Source organism: Rhodococcus sp. NPDC057135 (genome assembly GCF_042670865.1).
Taxonomy (GTDB): Bacteria; Actinomycetota; Actinomycetes; order Mycobacteriales; family Mycobacteriaceae; genus Rhodococcus_F.
Window position 1 is genome coordinate 59,307 of the sequence record NZ_JBHUUU010000011.1, and the last position, 18,498, is coordinate 77,804.

Annotated in this window: 12 protein-coding genes; 5 read left to right on the forward strand and 7 right to left on the reverse strand. The window is 64.8% G+C overall.

The genetic code is table 11. The features are described 5' to 3' along the window. Window positions 1–20: 20 nt before the first annotated feature. The gene (gene grpE, locus ACFT1A_RS20880; RefSeq protein WP_249037189.1) at window positions 21–617 is read right to left on the reverse strand and encodes a nucleotide exchange factor GrpE; all 597 of its coding nucleotides are present in this window, start codon (window positions 615–617) and stop codon (window positions 21–23) included. Then, window positions 614–2,467 carry a molecular chaperone DnaK gene (gene dnaK, locus ACFT1A_RS20885; RefSeq protein WP_378448565.1) on the reverse strand — a complete coding sequence of 618 codons (1,854 nt, stop codon included), beginning with the start codon at window positions 2,465–2,467 and terminating at the stop codon, window positions 614–616. The genes grpE and dnaK overlap by 4 nt, the downstream gene beginning before the upstream one ends. Before the next feature lie 262 nt (window positions 2,468–2,729). On the opposite strand from dnaK, the gene ACFT1A_RS20890 reads away from it, so the two are divergent. Next, complete coding sequence (locus ACFT1A_RS20890; RefSeq protein ID WP_378448566.1) at window positions 2,730–3,305, forward strand: hypothetical protein; 576 nt, start codon at window positions 2,730–2,732, stop codon at window positions 3,303–3,305. Further along, the gene (locus ACFT1A_RS20895; protein WP_378448567.1) at window positions 3,302–4,306 is read left to right on the forward strand and encodes a TIGR03617 family F420-dependent LLM class oxidoreductase; all 1,005 of its coding nucleotides are present in this window, start codon (window positions 3,302–3,304) and stop codon (window positions 4,304–4,306) included. The genes ACFT1A_RS20890 and ACFT1A_RS20895 overlap by 4 nt, the downstream gene beginning before the upstream one ends. Window positions 4,307–4,361: 55 nt before the next feature. Here the strand turns inward: ACFT1A_RS20895 and ACFT1A_RS20900 are convergent, their stop codons facing one another. From ACFT1A_RS20900 to ACFT1A_RS20920, 5 genes are all read right to left on the reverse strand, one after another. After that, window positions 4,362–4,982 carry an FMN-dependent NADH-azoreductase gene (locus ACFT1A_RS20900; RefSeq protein ID WP_378448568.1) on the reverse strand — a complete coding sequence of 207 codons (621 nt, stop codon included), beginning with the start codon at window positions 4,980–4,982 and terminating at the stop codon, window positions 4,362–4,364. A gap of 23 nt (window positions 4,983–5,005) precedes the next feature. Then, the gene (locus ACFT1A_RS20905; RefSeq protein ID WP_378448569.1) at window positions 5,006–6,601 is read right to left on the reverse strand and encodes an MFS transporter; all 1,596 of its coding nucleotides are present in this window, start codon (window positions 6,599–6,601) and stop codon (window positions 5,006–5,008) included. Between the two features lie 104 nt (window positions 6,602–6,705). After that, window positions 6,706–8,190 (reverse strand): dynamin family protein, encoded by a 1,485-nt coding sequence (locus ACFT1A_RS20910; protein WP_378448570.1) that lies wholly within the window; start codon window positions 8,188–8,190, stop codon window positions 6,706–6,708. Continuing rightward, on the reverse strand, window positions 8,187–10,055 hold the full coding sequence (locus ACFT1A_RS20915; RefSeq protein WP_378448571.1) for a dynamin family protein: 1,869 nt from the start codon (window positions 10,053–10,055) through the stop codon (window positions 8,187–8,189). Before ACFT1A_RS20915 ends, ACFT1A_RS20910 begins: the two co-directional genes overlap by 4 nt. Window positions 10,056–10,178: 123 nt before the next feature. After that, on the reverse strand, window positions 10,179–12,494 hold the full coding sequence (locus ACFT1A_RS20920) for an IniB N-terminal domain-containing protein (protein WP_378448572.1): 2,316 nt from the start codon (window positions 12,492–12,494) through the stop codon (window positions 10,179–10,181). A 348-nt stretch (window positions 12,495–12,842) separates the two neighbouring features. Between ACFT1A_RS20920 and ACFT1A_RS20925 the strand changes: the two genes are divergently transcribed. The 3 genes from ACFT1A_RS20925 (at window position 12,843) to ACFT1A_RS20935 (ending at window position 18,409) form a co-directional block, all read left to right on the forward strand. Next, entirely contained in the window at window positions 12,843–14,564 is a 1,722-nt protein-coding gene (locus ACFT1A_RS20925) for an Hsp70 family protein (protein ID WP_378448573.1), read from the forward strand. 146 nt (window positions 14,565–14,710) lie between these two features. After that, window positions 14,711–17,014 (forward strand): LuxR C-terminal-related transcriptional regulator, encoded by a 2,304-nt coding sequence (locus tag ACFT1A_RS20930; protein WP_378448574.1) that lies wholly within the window; start codon window positions 14,711–14,713, stop codon window positions 17,012–17,014. A 111-nt stretch (window positions 17,015–17,125) separates the two neighbouring features. Beyond that, complete coding sequence (locus ACFT1A_RS20935) at window positions 17,126–18,409, forward strand: hypothetical protein (protein ID WP_378448575.1); 1,284 nt, start codon at window positions 17,126–17,128, stop codon at window positions 18,407–18,409. Window positions 18,410–18,498 lie beyond the last annotated feature (89 nt).

Sequence of the window (18,498 nt, forward strand, 5' to 3'; positions counted from 1 at the left end):
GGCGTCTCCTCCTCTCACTCTTACTTCGCTTCTTCCTCTGAACCGTCTGCAGGCTTGTCGCCCACCCGGTCCGTCACGGCCACCATCGCGGTCCGAAGGACCCGGTCGCCGAGCTTGTAACCCTTGCGCATGACCGTCCCGAGTACGGGGTCGTGGCCTTCGCCTTCATGCTGCACCGCTTCGTGGAGCGCGGGATCGAAATCGTCACCCTCGTTACCGAAGTCGGTCAAACCCAGACCCGTCAGGGTCGTGTTGAGCTTGTCCGCGAGCGCACGCAACGGACCTGTTTCCAGATCGCCGTGTGCCCGAGCGCGATCCAGATCGTCGAGAATTCCGATGAGTTCGGTGATGACCGAAGCCCGCGCGGTTTCCTTGATGACCTGCTTGTCACGCTCGACGCGACGACGGTAGTTGGTGAACTCCGCCTGCAAGCGCTGCAGATCCGCAGTTCGTTCGGCGAGCTGATCGGTGGCGGATGCTTCCTCCACGATCGACTCTGCTTCCTGAACTACCCCTGTGTCTTCCGAGTCGAGCGGCGGCAGGGATTCCCCCGCCGCCTCTCCCTGTGCACCGGTCTCGGGGTCGACCGGGTTGTTCTCGGAGTTGTCCGAGGTCACTTCTTGTCCGAGTCGGTGGGCTCGTCGACAACCTCGGCGTCGACGACGTCGTCGTCATTGCCTGCGCCGTCGGTGTTTCCGGCCTCGTTTGCAGCGGAAGCCTCGTAGATGGCCTGGCCCAGAGCCTGCGACTCGGTGCCCAGCTTCTCCACTGCGGTCTTCACTACAGCGATGTCGGTGCCTGCCAGGGCGTCGTTGACGTCCTTGACCGCTGCCTCGACCTTGGTCAGGATCTCCTCGGAGACCTTGCCCGCGTTCTCACCTTCACGCTGCTCCTTGACGAACTTCTCCGTCTGGTGGACCAGCGACTCGGCCTGGTTGCGGACCTCTGCCTCTTCGCGACGGGCCTTGTCTTCCTCGGCGTGAGCCTCGGCGTCCTTGACCATGCGCTCGATCTCTTCCTTGGACAGACCGGAGCCGTCCTGGATCTTGATCGTGTTTTCCTTGCCGGTGCCCTTGTCCTTCGCCGTCACATGCACGATGCCGTTGGCGTCGATGTCGAACGTGACCTCGATCTGCGGAACGCCACGCGGGGCGGGCGGCAGATCGGTGAGCTCGAAGGAGCCGAGCAGCTTGTTGTGCGAAGCGATTTCGCGCTCACCCTGGAAGACCTGGATCTGCACCGAAGGCTGATTGTCGTCAGCCGTGGTGAAGGTCTCGGAACGCTTCGTGGGGATGGTGGTGTTGCGCTCGATGAGCTTGGTCATCACGCCACCCTTGGTTTCGATACCGAGGGAAAGCGGCGTGACGTCGAGGAGCAGAACGTCCTTGACCTCACCCTTGAGCACGCCGGCCTGGAGTGCGGCGCCGACGGCGACGACCTCGTCCGGGTTGACACCCTTGTTGGGCTCACGGCCACCGGTCAGTTCACGAACCAGATCGGAAACGGCCGGCATACGGGTGGAGCCACCGACGAGCACGACATGGTCGATGTCCTTGACGGCGATTCCGCTGTCCTTGATCACTGCCTGGAACGGCGCACGGGTGCGATCGAGCAGGTCGGAGGTGATCTTCTGGAACTCGCTGCGGGAGAGCTGCTCGTCCAGGAAGAGCGGGTTCTTGTCCGCGTCGACCGTGATGTACGGGAGGTTGATGGAGGTGCTCTGCGAGCTGGAGAGCTCGATCTTCGCCTTCTCCGCAGCCTCACGCAGACGCTGCAGGGCCATCTTGTCCTTGGTCAGATCGATGCCGTTCTGAGCCTTGAACTTGTCGACCAGCCAAGCGACGACGCGCTCGTCCCAGTCGTCGCCACCGAGGTGGTTGTCACCGGAGGTTGCGCGAACCTCGACGACGCCGTCGCCGATTTCGAGCAGGGAGACGTCGAAGGTGCCGCCACCGAGGTCGAAGACCAGGATGGTCTGCTCGGTGTCGCCCTTGTCCAGTCCGTATGCCAGTGCAGCCGCGGTGGGCTCGTTGACGATACGAAGGACGTTGAGGCCGGCGATCTGGCCGGCTTCCTTGGTTGCCTGACGCTGTGCGTCCTCGAAGTACGCGGGGACGGTGATGACGGCGTCGGTGATGTCTTCGCCGAGGTAAGCCTCCGCGTCACGCTTGAGCTTCATGAGCGTGCGGGCGCTGATTTCCTGCGGCGTGTACTTCTTGCCGTCGATTTCAACGTTCCAGTCAGTGCCGATGTGGCGCTTGACGGAACGGAGGGTGCGGTCGACGTTCGTGACTGCCTGGTTCTTCGCGGGCTGACCGACGAGAACCTCGCCGTTCTTGGCAAATGCGACCACCGAGGGGGTGGTACGTGAGCCTTCGGCGTTGGCGACCACTACGGGCTCGCCGCCCTCCAGCACTGCAACTACCGAGTTGGTCGTACCGAGATCGATACCGACTGCACGAGCCATAGTGTTCCTACCTTTCGTTCTGCGGTTCTCTGCTCGAGTGGTTGATCTCGAACATGACCGCGAGTTTTTCGCTTGGTGAGCGTCCTCCGCTCAAGTTTGCCTCCGACCGTGGCCGGGAGTCAACTTGAAGTTGAGCCGGGGGCGCTCAAGCTTGTCGAAATGGTCAACTACAGCCCACGTAGATTTGTTCCCGCCTTCCCCGAAAAGGCGAAAAAGTGCGCCACATCACTTCCGCATCTCTCCAAATGGCTACGATCGGCCAGTGACCGATCCCGACAATTCCCCCGCTCGACCTGCTCGCCCGTCACCTCCACGCCCGGCACCCGAGCGACCCGACGTCTCGGTTCGGCCACTCCGAGCGCCGGCGAGCGACGAGACACCCAAAGCCGTGACCTTGTCTGCTTCTGCCTGGATCGGCTCGTTCGTCGTGCTGGCCGGAATCGCCGGAGTGGTAGTCACCAGCCTCGACGACGTCCGATCCGCTCTCGAAGAATCGACTGCACGCGACAACCCCGGATACTCGTCCACCGACATCTCCGACGCCGTGACCGTCGTGCTGGCGGGCAGCGGCGGCGGCGCTCTCGTTTTGGTCCTGCTCGCACTTTTGAGCCTTCAACTCCTCCGCGCACGCAAGAACGCCGGGCGGGTGATGACGGCGATCGTCGGAGCCTCGAGCATCGCGGCCGGGCTCGGCTTCATGTCCCTGGTCGACGGCGCAGCGGATATCGGCGCTGGAGTCCTGACGTGGGGTCCGATTCTCTACTGCGTCCTTGTCGCGGTGGCGGCGATCGCACCATTTGCTCCCGGTGTCAGTGATTGGCTGCGAGTACGCCGATGAAGATTCACGTACAACTCGACTCCGCGCCGGGCACAGGCGCTGCCCGCAGCCGTGAACTCGCGGAGACCGGCGCCGGCGGACTGTTCACGTTCGAGGGGCCGCACGACGTGTTCTTCCCACTCGTCGAAGCCGCTTCGGCCGTCGACCTCGACCTGATGACCAACGTCGCCATCGCGTTCCCCCGCAGTCCCATGCATCTGGCGCATTCGGCCAACGACCTGCAGTTGCTCAGTCGCGGCCACTTTCGGCTCGGTCTCGGATCACAGATCAAACCGCACATCGAAAAACGCTACAGTGCAACGTGGTCGCGTCCAGCGGCCCGCATGAAGGAGACGGTCGCCGCGGTCAAGGCGATCTTCACGGCGTGGGAGAACACCTCGACGCTGAACTTCCGCGGCGAGTTCTTCACCCACACTCTGATGCCGCCGACATTCGACCCCGGACCCAATCCCTATGGACCGCCGCCCATCCTGATGGGGGCACTCGGGCCGGTGATGACCCGTACCGCCGCGGAGGTTGCCGACGGACTACTGGTCATGCCGTTCCACTCGGAGCGACATTTCCTCGAGCGCACACTTCCGGCCGTCGATACAGGCCTTCGCGAATCCGGGCGCACCCGAGACGAATTCACGATCATCCCGCAGGTCATCGTCGGGGTCGGCCGCAGCGACGATCAACTCGCCGCGGCCGCCCGAGGCGTCCGGGCGCTGCTCTCGTTCTACGGATCGACGCCCGCATACCGTCCGGTGCTCGACGTCGAAGGGTGGGGGGAGGTCCAGCCGGAACTCAATACCCTGTCGAAGCGAGGCGGCTACGCCGACATGGCCTCGTTGATCACCGATCCGATGCTGACCACACTCGCCGTCGTCGGCACGCCCGAAGAATGCGCGACCGAGATTCGGCGGCGGTTCGGCGAGCATGCCGACGAAGTGTGCTGCTACTTCCCCGGTTACGACGCAGAGCCGAAAGACGTGGCGTCGATGATCTCGGCTCTCGCCTGAACCTGGTCAGGCGCCCTGATCAAGCCCCTGATCAGGCTCCTAAGCTACGGGCCAACTAGACGAGCGATTCCCGGGCAGCGCGCAGGCTCGCCTCACCCTGCTCGATCAGCGGCGCCATCGCCGGAATACGCTGCGCCAAAGTCAGTTCCGCGGTGATGACGGAGACATCCATTCCCATCGAGACCCCCAGTACCTGAACGAGCGGCGGGACGGTGTGATCGTTGGCCTCGTTCCCCGAACCCGGCGCATAGGTGTTTCCACGACTGGACACGATCACCACGGGCTTGCCTGCCATGGGCTGAGTGCGAGTGTCGAAAGGCACCGTTGTACCCAGGACGTGTACGTAATCGATCCACGCTTTCAACGTGGACGGAATCGACCAGTTGTACATCGGTGCACCGATCACGACTACGTCCGCCGCGGCGAGTTGCTCGATGACCCGAGCCTGCAGTGCTTCTGCGTCGGCGTCCGGACTCTCTCCGTCGACGCGCAAGCGTGGTGCGTAGTGCAGGGCCGCGTCCGCGAGGTGCGGCAAGGGATCCCGGTGCAGGTCCAATGTCACCGTCGTGTGATTCGGGCTGATCTCCGACCACTGCGCAGCGAACAGTGCGGTCAGGTCACGCGAGGTCGAGTTGCGGAGTTCGGCAGACGAATCGATGTGAAGTAGTTGTGGCATCCCTCATCAGTACCAGAGCGCGCTCAACTCTTCTCAGCACTCTTCTCCGCGGCGAGATCGGATTCGGCCGCGTACTGCGCCAGCAGGACACGCTCACGCTCGCGATGCGGATAGAAGAACGTCACCACTGCGGCACCGGCGCACACGATGATGATCGCCGCGAGGTAGGCATGTGTATCCCCGTCCAGGAAGGCATTTTTGGCGGCGGTCATGATTTGGTCCGCGTATTGCGGGTACCGTTCCGCCAGAACTTCAGCGCTGGAGAAGGATTTGGTGAGCGCGGCTTGAGTTTCGGGAGTCACCTCGGATGCGTTCGGCGAGGACGAGATCGCATTCCCCAACGATTTTGCGTACCCGGCGGTGAGTATGCCGCCGAGAATCGACTGCATGATGGCACCGCCCAGGTCGCGTTGCAGGTCCGACGTTCCCGACGCCATACCCGCGCGATGTACGGGAACGGATCCGGTGAGGGAGCGCGATGCCGGTGTACCGGCGAGTCCGACGCCGATGCCGACAAGTGCGTAGGCCAACGCAACCTGCCAATACTGCGTGCTTTCGTTCCACATGAACAGCGCGACAAACAATCCGAGAACCACAAACAGGTAGCCGGAGAGCAGAGTGACTCGGGCGCCGTACCTTTCGATCATGGTCGCCGAACGCGGCGCAACGATCACCATCGCCAGGGCCGCCGGAATGATGGCCGCACCGGCTGCCAGCGTCGAGTAACTCAGTACGTTCTGCAGGAACTGCTGGCCGATGAACATCGCGCCCATGAGCGATCCGAACACCACCAATCCGCCCACGGCTGCGACCCAGAAAGTCGGGCGCGCAGCTACGTGAAGGTCGAACAGTGGATTGACCGCGCGTCGTTGCTGCAGGAAAAACCCGATGCCCGCGACGAGCGCGATCGCACCGAGCACGAGTGCCATCGTGCCCGAACCCTTGACCGGCGCGAAGTTGATGGACAGCACCAGCGCCCCGATGAAGACGATCGAAACGATGCCGCCGAGATGGTCGACTCGCTCGGTCGTCTCGTTGACGTGAGCAGGTACCAACATCAGTGAGCAGATCAGTGCCACGAGCGCCAACGGAAGGGTGACGAAGAAAACCGATCCCCAGTGAAACTGCTCGAGCAACGCGCCCGCGACGATCGGCCCCAGTGCCGAGATCGCGCCACCGATGGCCGACCACATGGCTATCGCCTTGGTTCGTGCCGGTCCTGCCCACAGCGCTGTGATGATGGCCAGCGTCGTCGGGAATGCCAGACCTGCCGAGACGCCTCCGACTATTCGGGCGAGGAAGAGAACTTCGAAGTTCCCGGCGAATCCCGCCACGATCGACGCCGGAATGGACAACGCCATGCCGGTGACCAGCAGCATCTTGCGCCCGTATCGGTCTCCCAAGGCCCCCAGGTAGAGCACCGTTCCGGCCAGGCCCAGCGAGTAGCCGACCGCGATCAGATTCAGTTGCGTCTGACTGGCGTCGAAAGCCCGCCCGATGTCGGGTAGCGCGACGTTCGCGACCGAGAGATTGAGGTTCGCGACCGCAGCCACCAGGATGAGCGTCCCCAGGACGAAGGTGGCTCGATCCGGTGATGCGGACTTGATGTCACTCGCCATGCGCGTGCTCCCATCGAGGTGGGACCCGAACCTGGGAGTTATGTCCGGATCATCCCGAACTCAAGATAGAACCCTCTTCCGGCGCTCGCATAGTGAACGGGTCCCTATTCGGGCACAATTTCAGCCAGGACGCCCTCGGCGCTGCGGGCAGCAACCAGGCAGGCGCGCGAGGTGAATCTGTCGAAGAGCGGATGTCTGGACAGTTCGCGCCATCGCCGGACCGCCGCAGTAGCGCGCGCACGCTGCACCTCCGGCGATTCTTCCGGTTCGCAGCCCAGCCGGTCACTGGCCCGGATTCCGTAGCCACCGATCAGTCTTTGCAGTTGTGCCAGGTCGTCGGGTGGCAGATCCGTGTGTACCGAACGAAGACGCCCGAGCAGACGAAGTTCGTGGAAACCGTGAACATCGGCGAGCAACCGTTGCGCCTCCGCCGCGATCTGATCGCCTTCCTCGCTCGGATCGGCTTCGAGGATTCTTCCCAGCGTCACCAGCGCCGTATGCGATTTGAGCTGATCTGCCCGTTGACCGAATTGAACGTCGATCACCTGACGCAGTTCGTCCAGGCCGCTGCGCTCCAACAATTCGGCCGCCAGGGACGGCGAATCAGTGGCCCCCAACTTGATCGACGTCACGGCGAGGCGAATTCCGAAGAGCCCGAACCGATCGGCCAATTGTGCCCGCATGGCCGCATCGACCGGCAGCGGACTGTCCTGCCTGGCAAAGCGATCTGCGGAGAGGAGCGCCAGGCTCAGATCCTCGGCCGGAACCTGCGCGAGCGCCGAGAAGGCCGCGAACTCACTCTGTCTCATCGTCCGAGCAGCGAGTGCGAGCAGACCTGCCACCGGAACCACCGACTGGCACAGGCCAGTTCGCTCCAACTCCTCGGCAAATCGTGCCGCGACGTCCTTCGCCGAAGACAACGCGTCGAGCCTGCCTGCGCCGACTTCGTCGGCACGCGAGAGAACACCGATCACTCCGAGCGGCCCGGATTCTCCGCCCACGTGATCCGCGATCTTCCCGAGAAACTGCATGTCACTGGCGTTCAGGGCCCGCAGGAGATAGACCACTGCATCCGCGCCCGGCGCCCCGCCGTCGGGAACAAGCATGTCCCAGGTGCGGGCCGAAACCTCGGTCGAGAGCGACGAGGTACCCGGTGTGTCGATGATCGTCGTACGCGCCAAAGCCGAAGACGGCCAGTCGACGTCGATGCGGTCCACCGAGTCTGCGGTGTACTCGCCCAGATCGAAGGTGAGCCTGCCGTCGCGGCGTGTCACCGGCACGTTGAACTCGGCGCCGTTCTCGGCCGTCGCGGTCACCTGCGGCGTCGTCCCGTTCCGATACCAGGTGACGACGCGCGTGCACTCGGTCGCGTCGGTCGGCGCTATATCCTGTCCGACAAGCGAATTGAGCAGCGTCGACTTACCCGCCTTGAGAGAGCCGGCGAGCGCCACCCTCAGCGGCTCGTCGAGCCTGGCCGCACATTCTTCCAACTGGGCGCGCGTCTGTGGTTCATCGGCGTAGACCCGTCTGGCGTGGTCGATCAGTGCGTGTGCCGACTCCACAGCAGTCACGGCGGTCGTTGCATTCATGCGTTGGTCACCTTTGCCGAAGCAGGAGCGGGAGTTTCGCCGATCAATGTTCCGGCAACGGCGTCGAGCTCCGCGACGACGCGCATATCGGTCTCCAGACGCTTGATACGAGCGGCATGTTCGCTCGACTCCAGCTGCGCGGCTTCCTGCGTGGCGCGGAGGGATTCGTTGATCGAGCGCAATGCCTGTTCGGCGATGTCGGTGAAGTGATCACGCAACAGCCGCTGCACCAGGCGGAGGCGATCCTTCGACTCCTTGCCCACCTGGAAGCTGACGTCGTCGGCAAACCGTCGGATGGCCGCTTTCGCCTCAGCGCGACGCTTGAGTACCTGAGCCTGCTTGTCTTCACGATAAGCCTTGGTGCCCAGCAGAACCCCGGCGCCGATGGAGATCGGGTTGACCAGAGCCATGCCCATCATCGTGGTGATCAAGCCGAACATGAGCACGCCGCCGTACGAGCCGCGCATACCGACCAGGACCTTTTGAGTGATGCCGATTCGGCCGGATTCGAGGTCCGCCAATGCACCGACCGGTTCCAGGAAACCGTCTGTGTCGGCAACGTCGAGATGCGGTAGCGCGACGTCGCCGGTCTCTGCAAAGTGCTGTGCCACAACTTCTGCCAACCACTGCGCACGGTCGTGAGCCCACACGAAGTTGTCACCGATCGCGGTGGCGATCTCCTGCTCGAGCCACTCCCCCACCACGTCCCAGTCCTTACCGGGATCGCCTTCGTCGACCGTCTCCTCGGCCTGGCGGGTAACCCGGCGCAACCGGTCCCGGAGGTCGTGATCGATGTCGGCGGCGAGGTCTGCGATGCCGTCGCCGAGGCTCTGCTGCCAGAGTGAGGTCTTCTTGTGCAGTTCCTCGGCCGCCGCCCGGGCGCGCTGCAGTCCGGCGACTGCCGCCTGAGCGGTCGACGGATCCTTCAGCGCCGCAAGCTCACTGCCCATCTCCAACGTCAGATGCGCTGCCGCAGAACGCACGTCCATCGCTACCGCGCGTCGGGTGTTCGACTCGGCACGCGCAACGACGTTGTCCCGCAAGAACTGATAGAGGTCCAGGAAGCCGGATTCCGCTTCGAGTTCTTTGTCCCCCAGCCTCAGCGCGTGCGAGCGCAGTACCGAGGAGATCGGGATGAGTGGCAGGTCCAACCCGGCGCGCTGGAGGTGTCCGCGGTCGGCGTCGAGGATCTGCCGCCAGTGCGGGTACAGATCGGTCTTGCTGATCAGCCCGGCCACCGCAGGACACAGATTGACGACCTGGCGGATGAATCCAAGCTCCGGTTCGGTGAACTCCTGGCTGGAGTCCGACAGAACCAACACGGCATCGGCCGCGGTGATCAATCCCAATGTTCCTGCAGCATGCGGATTTCCATGACCGCCCACGCCAGGGGTGTCGATCAGTACCAAACCGTCGGCCAACAGTGGACTGGGAACACCGACCTCGACGCGCAACACCTCGCGCCCTTCGGCGCGAGGTGTGGCCGGGGTGATCCCCATGAGTTCTTCGAGCGGAAGTGGTACCCGGATGGGCGTCGCGCCCGGATCGGCGAGAATAAGTTCGGCAACCGCGGTCTCCGAATACTGCACGACCGTCGCCACGGCAGTGGTCTCGTCGTCACCGACCGAGCAGACGTCGATGCCGAGCAGCGAATTGACGAACTGGCTCTTGCCCTGCTTGAGGGGGCCGACCACCACGATGCGAATACGCGGGTCGTTGACTCTGACCTGAGCGTTCTCGAGTCGCCGCACCAGATCCGTGCGCCCGAAATCCTTCGCCACTACGGCTGTCCGTTCGAGCAACGACGCCGTCGACGACGCGACGCGCGCCTTCCGGTTGCTTACCTGACTCGCTGAATCACTCATGAGCTACGTTGACCCGCAATTCTTCCCGACTCGAATATCCGGCCCTGCGAACGCATAGCGCGCGCAGGGCCGGATTTGTTACATCAGGTCATTTTGACCGATTTCAGTTCCTGCGTCAGCAGATCAGGGATGCAGGTGATCGACAACCGCAACCGGGTCGATGTGATCGACCGGTGCTGCAACCGAATCCTCGGCGAAGAGCGAGTGTTCGGTATCGGCGCTCAGGCCCGAAGCGGAACTCGAACCGAAAGCGTCGGTCGCATCGATCGACGACCACGGATTCAGCGCACCGGTCAACGAACTCGTCAGGTCGGACACTCCGCTGACCGCTCCACCGAGAGATCCACCCAGGTCAGCGACTCCACCACCGCCAACGGTACCGCCACCGTCGACCGTGCCACCGGCAGCCGCGGTTGCGTCTGCTCCGATCGAACCGGTCACGTCGGTGACTGCTCCGACGGCCCCACTGAGCGATCCACCGAGGTCAGTGACACCGTTCAGGGGACCTCCGAGCGACCCGCCCACTGCACCGCCTAGCGACCCCCCCAAGCCGGCCGCCGCGTTCGTGGCTGCATCGAGACCTGCGGTTGCGTCGAGACCTGCTGTTGCGTCCAGAGCGCCGCCCACCGTTGCTCCGAGATCGCCGGTCACAGCGCCGAGGTTCAGGCCGTCCGCCGCGATGCTTCCGAGGTCGACGGAAGGCAGGTCAGCGGAGATCGGACCGAGGTTCACTGCGCCGAGGTCGACGGAGGGCAGATCGGCGCCGATCGCGCCGGTACCGATTCCGCCGATGTTCAGTGCCGAGTCCAGCGCTCCACCGAGGGCACCTTCGGCGCCGAGAATGCTGTCGAGAGAGCCGCCCAATCCAGCCCCGAGGCCTGCGCCCAGTGCACCGTCGAGCGCGCCGGTGAGGTCTGTACCCACCGAACCGACAGCACCCAGGCCGCCTGCACCTGCGAGAGCGGTGTCGAGAGCCGCCGCCACACCGGCAGCCAAGCCTGCTTCGCCGCCCAGGCCGAGTGCACCACCGAGGTCGATTCCGGTAAGTCCGCCTGCGCCCAGTGCTGCGTCGAGTGCGCCGCCGAGGCCGCCCGCGAGCCCGGCATCGACGCCGAGTGCCGAACCGAGGACGCCTTCGAGGGCCGTCGACAGATTCGCGCCGCCGCCCAGAGCCGCCGCGAGGTCGGCGCCGAGTCCACCTTCGATGTCGAGTGCTCCCCCGAGCAGTCCGCCGAGTGCGCCGCCCAGGTCGGCTCCGACCGTTCCACCGGCACCGAGAGCGCCGGAGAGTGCCGCGCTGAGCTGCGCGCCGAGGTCCGCGCCGCCGCCGAGCACTGCGTCGAGGTCGAGTCCGCCGCCGAGGCCCAGTGCTGCGTCGAGTGCGCCGCCGAGTGCGGTTTCCAAGCCGCCGCCGACGCCGAGTGCTCCGCCGAGGGCGCCGCTGAGGGCAGCACCGAGATCGAGCCCTCCCGCGATATCCGTAAGGACACTGACGTCGGTGATCGCGCCGAGAACGCCGCCGAGCGATGCACCCAGATCAGCGCCGATCGTGCCGCCGGCTCCCAGGACACCGGAGAGCGCGCCGGACAACGCCGTGCTGAGGTCACCCGTCAGAGCGCCGGCCAGGTCCAGGCCGCCGCCGAGGGCAAGGGCGGATTCCAGTGCGCCGGTCAGGCTTGCACCCAGTTCGCCGCCGATGTCGAGGAGACCACTGAGGTCTGCTGCGCCGCCGAGGAGTCCACCGAGAGCCAGTCCGAGGTCCGCTCCGAGGTCGCCGCCGATGGCGAAGACGGGTGCGAGGGCTCCGCTGAGCCCTGCCGTCAGGTCGAGTCCGCCGACTGCGCCGATTGCTGCGTCGAGCGCTGCTCCCAGTTCCGCGGTCAGGCCGCCGGTCACTCCGAGCGCACCACCCAGAGCCGCGCTGAGCTGTGCACCGAGGTCGAGTGCGCCACCGAGGTCGAGTGCGCCACCGAGGCCGAGGCCGGCTTCGATCACGGCGCCGAAGGCTGCGCCGAGGTCGGCACTGATCTCGCCGCCGATGGCGAGCGCAGCACTGAGGGCTGCTGCGAAGTCGCCGACCAGATCGAACTGGCCGCCGAGAGCGCCTCCGACTCCGAGGCCTGCACCGGCGCCGAGACCCAGGCTGCCGCCGAGGCCGCCACCGAGGCCACCGGTGAGTCCACCACCGATTCCGAGCCCGCCGCCGATCGCACCGGCCGCGGACGCGCCGGCGTTGACGATCGCGGACAGGTCGGCGCCGCCACCGGCAAAGAGTCCGGACTCGGCGACCAGCGGAGCAACAGCGACGATGTCGGCGGGGCTGACGTCGCACAGACCTGCAGCGTTGAGAGCCTCGGTCGGGTTGGCGCAGTAGTTGGCAGCTGCCTCGTCGTCGCGAAGTAGCCCGAGGATGAATTCGAGTACGGCGTTCGTTGCCATGGCGGGTTCTCCTGAAGTTCGTTGACCGTGATGTTGCCGGTGGGATGTTGCCGGTGGGATGTTGCCGGTACTCCGGAAACTGGTGCGCTGCCAGAGGTAGCGAGTGGAATCAACGCTAAGAACTTTTGCGACCGGGGCCAACGGGGAGCACCCCCCTCTTCTGCCGGGGCGGAGGGGGAAGTCCCCTATGAGCCGCGACTGGCCTGGTTAGGGGATTTGCCCCGATTAGGGGATCGGCCCCCTACTTCGTCGGAGCGCCTCCAATCCGGTAACGATCTTGGTCCTGAAACCGACATCGCAGACAACCGCGACAGTCCTTCTGTCGCCCACGACCAGGGGAGTTCGTTCATGGCGGCAGGGCTCGGCATCAGCATCGGTTCGGCCACTCTCGTAGCTGTCAGCGACGGCTCAACCGGTGAAACGCAACAGGTCCGCTTACCCAGTGCACTGCAATTGGACGACGGATCCGTCATCACCGGATTTGTCGAGCGCGTCGGCGATCCGATTCCGATACTTGCCGCCGACGGCACCGAGTACCGCGGCGAGGATCTTGCGGCAACAGCGGTAGGTGCGCTCGTCGGCCAGGCGGGCGGCGACGAAGGGCCGACGGTCGTCCTGGCTCACCCCGTGGCCTGGAACCGCCACACAGCACGCACCATGGAGTCCGCGCTGGACGACGCCGGGGTTCACGGCGCGACTCTCGTCACCGAACCCGCGGCTGTCATGGCGTGGCTCGCCGCTTCCGGAACTGTTGTCAACGACGGTCTGACCGTCGTCTACGACCTCGGCGCCCGTTCGCTCGACGTCACGATGATGTCCACGACCGGCGGACGAAGCGAGATCTTCGGAAAACCGCTGCGCAGCGAGGACATCGGCGGCGACGAATTCGATCACCTCGTCACCGTGCACCTGCTCGATGCGGTGTCGGATCACTTCGCGGCCCTCGATCCCTTTGCTCCCCAGACGATTGAAGCGCTGGAAACGCTGCGCGAGCATGCTCGCGCAGCCAAGGAGGAACTTTCCACCGAGACGGAAACCGTTGCTCCCGTGGCACTTCCCGGCGCCGTCAGCGACGTTCGACTCGTTCGTTCCGAGCTCGAGGATCTGATTCGCCCCGCTCTCACCGAGTCAGTGGCCTTGGTTCGCGAAAGCCTGCGATCTGCGGGCGTAGAGTCCAGCGATGTCAATCAGGTTGTTCTGGCCGGCGGAAGTTCCTCCATTCCCCTTGTCGCCGAACTATTGTCTGCGGAGCTTCGTGTTCCGGTGATCGCCGACGCCGATCCGGCGTCTTGCGCGGCGTCCGGCGCCGCGACGCTGGCTACAGAATTGACAGCCACCACGGCACTCGCTGTCCCTGTTGTCCCTGCCGAGCCCACCCGCAAACCCGCACCGGTTCCGGCCTTCTCCACTCCGCTGCTTGCCGAGCCGACCGAGGAAGAGAACACGGCGACTCGACGCTCGTCGAGGGTGGGCGTCGTTGCTGCAGTGGTAGGAGCATTCATCGTGCTCGCCGCAGGTGGGCTCGGAATCGGAACAGCCATGGACAAGATCAACGTCCCGTCCAGTTCGGCGAACACCACCAGCGAGTCCACCTCCTCGACCGCATCGACCACCGCAGGCTCTACTCCCGGCAGCACCACGGCAGCCGAAGCGGCAGGCACAGGATCCACGACTGCGAACAACGGAACTCAGAACAATCAGCCCGGTTCTCCTGCTGCCGCAGGCGGTTCGACGACGGCGCCAGGGGCAGTTCCGGTTGCCGGCGCACCAGCTGGATCAGCGCCCGCACCGGGCGAGACCGCCCAGTCGGCGCCTGCACCTGCCGCACCCGGCGCCCCGGCGCCCGCACCGGCTCCCGCCCCGGCGCCCGCGCCTGCGCCTGCACCTGGAGCTGGCGTCGGAACCGGTATCGGTGATGCTGCGACCGGCATCGGCAACGGAGTCGGCGGTTTGGTCGACGGCGTCGGGGACGGTGTCGGCGGCGTGGTCGGAGGTCTCGGTAACGTCGTCGGTGGTGTCGGAAACGTGGTCGGTGGTGTCGTCGGCGGCGTCACCGCGCCGATCCGCTGACCGGCAGGCTTTCGATGAACCGTGACAGCGGCACCGAATCGTCGTATATCGCAGGACTTTTGCGCGGCATCGATCTAACTGCATCGCCGCTGCGCCTGTTCGTCACTGGGACCGACGCCAGCGCTCGGCCCCAAGTGTCGAGGGCAGTGCGGAAAAGAATCGAATCGGGTGACAAGCCCGTGGTCACCACGCTCGCACATGACGCCCCGGCCGATGCGATTGTGGTGATCGCGGACGCGCAGGCTCTGACCTCCGATGAAATCCGCGCCCTGAACGAGCTTGTTCAACGCGACGACCTCGGAGTTGTCATCGCCTCCGATCGGATCGATCCTCCACTCGCACCGATCTACGCGAGCATCTCGGGTTTCGGTACCGTCCTTCACCTGAACCCGTTGAACCGATCCGATATTCGGAAGATCGCCGCAGAGCGAAGAATCCCACTTGACGACCGTGCCATGCTGACGCTCGAGCACCTTGCCGGTGGCTCCTTCGGGGCCATCGAAGCGTACTTCGCCGCCGCCTCGGCGGGCCGCCCGGAAATGGCGCCGGCCGTACGCACACACTTTCTCCATCAGGTCACCGCTCTGCATCCGATCGAGCGGGAGATCCTCGAGGTTTCACTCGCCGTCCCGGACGTCGACGCTTTCGAACTCGATCTGGGACAGGAGAAGTTCAGCCTCACAGCCGCATTCGACCGCGCACTGGCGTCCGGACTGTTCGGGTCGCGATCTCCTCTCGTCGCGAGCGTCTTGGCAGAGTCGACCAGCACCGGGCGTATCCGCAGCGAGCTGATCAGAATCGTCGAATCACGCGCGCACGCGCGAACTCTCGACATCGACACAGCACGAAGGCTTTTCGACTCCGGCATCCGCCACCACGATCTCACGGCCGCGCTACGAGACGCAGTCGACGGCAGCATGCCGGCGGTCGCGGCAGATCTCTTTCGTCGTGTGCATTCGATCGAGCCTCTCGACCTGGCCGACACGCTGCTGTACGCCCAGGTCTCGGCTCGAAGTGGTGACCTCGACACCGCGTGCCGCCTGGCAGATTCCGTCATCGCCGAAACCGATCTCGACAACGCGAAACTGGCGACGGCAGTGCGGGTCCGCGCAGCTTCATCCGCTAGCTGTGGTCAACTCGGCGCTGCTGCTGATCTCTACGCCTGGCTCGGGCCAGAGCGCACCGGAACCGAATCCCCCTTCGCCGCAATCACCTTCCTCGGCATCGGCAAGGTCGACGACGCGAACGCGGCGCTCACCGGACACACCGGATCACCGTCGAGCACCACGGTCGGCGCTGCCACTCTCGCCAACGGACTGATGCAATCGGTAACGGGGAGTGCACCGAGTGCGCTCAACACGATGTCACGCGCGCTCTCCCTCCCCGGCGGCGCCGACACCTCGCAATTCCAGCCAGATTCCGCCCCGGCACTGGTCGCTCTGGCGCTCCTGCACAACGGTGCACATGAACGCGCCGCCGCTGTTGTCACCGCCGCGATCGCCGCCGACGACGCAAGCAGCCACACGTGGGCACGGCTTCACATTCTCGGCGCCTGGATCGCGATGATCCGTGGGAACGACACTGCTGTCGACGACCTACCGGACGAGGTAGTCCGCGGCCCCCTCCGCGAACGTGACGCACTGTTTCTGCATGCTCTGATGGTGGGTCTCGCTCGGCGCTCCGGGGATCTCGCTCAGTTGCGTCGGGCTTGGTCCGGCGCGGCAGGCGCCCTCTCGTCCTGCAGCGTGGATCTCTTCAATTTGCTTCCCATCGGCGAACTGTGGCTTGCGGCAGTACGACTCGACGAGGCCGAGCAGGTCGAGCATCTTGTCGACGACGCGCGCTCACTCCTCCGCGCACTCGGCGAGCCGCCGCTGTGGTCTTCGCCGCTTCATTGGTACGGCGTCCAGGCATCGATCCTCGCGCAGTCGCCGGCCGACCTCCTTCCACACGCGCATGCACTCGCGGAATCAGCCAAAACCCACACTTACGCAGCCGGTTTGGCGACCGCCGGCCGCCAGTGGCTCCTACTCATGCAGGGCAGCGTCGACGCAGACGAAGTCGAAGCCGCTGCGCGAACGCTCAGCCGAATCGGACTCCCCTGGGACGCGGCGCGCCTCGCCGGCGAAGCAGCGCTGCGCACCCCGGACACCAAATCGGCGACGGCATTGCTCCACGTTGCGCGCTCGCTACGCACTACGTCGACGGCCGAGACGATCGCAACCGATTCGGCCGACAGCGCGACACCACCGTCGGTACTGACCGAGCGCGAACAAGAAGTTGCCGAACTCGTCGTCGTCGGCCTGACGTATCGGGAAATCGGCGAACGTCTCTACATCTCCGCCAAAACCGTCGAGCACCATGTCGCACGCATCAAGCGGCGCGTCGGGGCGCAGTCTCGTTCGGAATTGCTCACCATCCTTCGAAGCATGACACCGGCGAACAAATAGTTAGCTGAATATTGTCCGGAGGGTTGCGTATATCCGTTTAAGTGATAGTTTTCACAGGAATCAGGACATGCATGCCGAGCAAAGTTCGGTAACTGTGAAACGGGGATCGTTATGAATTGGGGAGTCGGACTCGCCGTCGGCAATAAACGAAGCATTGCTGCGATCGCGAAACCTGACTCGGAGCTGGTGACCCTCGAACGCGAATCGGTGCTGCACCACGCCCCTGACGGCACCGTGCAGCTAGGTGAGACGGCGACGGGTTCCGCCGGGTTGCGGGGGTTCCTCGACAGGGTCGGAACTGACGATACCGACAACTTCTCCGAGCACATGACGCGAGGGGAAGAACTCGTAGCGACGGCCATGTATTGCCTGGTCAAGGAGGTCCGCGCACTCACCGAACACAACCTGGACATCTCTGCAGTGATTCCCGCGGGTTGGTCGAGCGATTCCGTCGACGCACTGCGCGTCGCACTCGACAGCATGGATCTCGACGGCGTCGAACTGATTCCGGAAGAGGACGCCTCCGCGGCTTGGCTCGCGGATCCGGATGCCGACGACAGTGCGGCTCGCGGAGCTGCGGCGTTGGCCGCGCCTTTCTCGATCACCACTGGCCGTTCCGAATCCGATGTCTGTTCCGAATTCGATGCCAGTTCCGAACCCGAGCCAACCGCTCTTTCCGAGCCGGAGGAGACCCCCGAGGAGTTTCCGCCGTTCATCCTGATCGAACCGGAGCCGGAATCCGAGGTGGAGGCAACGGTCACGAAAGCAGCGAGTGTCGACAGTTGGCGCAGTCGTCAGTGGCAGTCGGAGCGCCGACCGATCATCGCCGCAGCAGCCGCCGCAGTTTTTCTGACGGTGTCTGGCTGTGCGGCAGCAGTCATCATCGGACACACCCCGACAGTTCCGGCACCCGGGATTCTCGACGCACAATCTCCCTTGTCCCCCGGCACCACTCCCGCCACCGCGGCGAGTCCGTCCGGTGCGGTTTCGCAATCAGCGACCTCGCTCCCGCCGGAAGTACCCGCACTCGGCGCGCCGCCGACGGCGCAGTGGTGGTCATCCGAAGCGGATCCGACCTCATCCGCATCCCAGCCCACGCCGGAGAGTCCGCGCGCCAGTGCAGAGAAATCGACAACGGCGAACGCCCCCGTGCAGCAGGGATCGCCGATCACCGTGCAGATCGACCCACTTCGGATCGAGAACCTGCCGCCGGTCGTCAGACCGCTGGATCCGGTCGATCCGGCTACCCCGGACACTCCCACCGTGACCGACCCCACTGATACACAGACGACGCCGACACAGCCCTCCAACCCGACCGACACAACCGATCCGGCGGTTCCGAATCCCGACATGCCCGCAATGCCGGTGGCCCCGAGACCCGGAATGCCCGGTTAGACAATAGGATTCAACTGTTCGACAGGAGGCGCACATTCCTCCTCGAAACTTTTCCCCTATGGTGGGTGCGGTACCTACCGGCTCGGTGC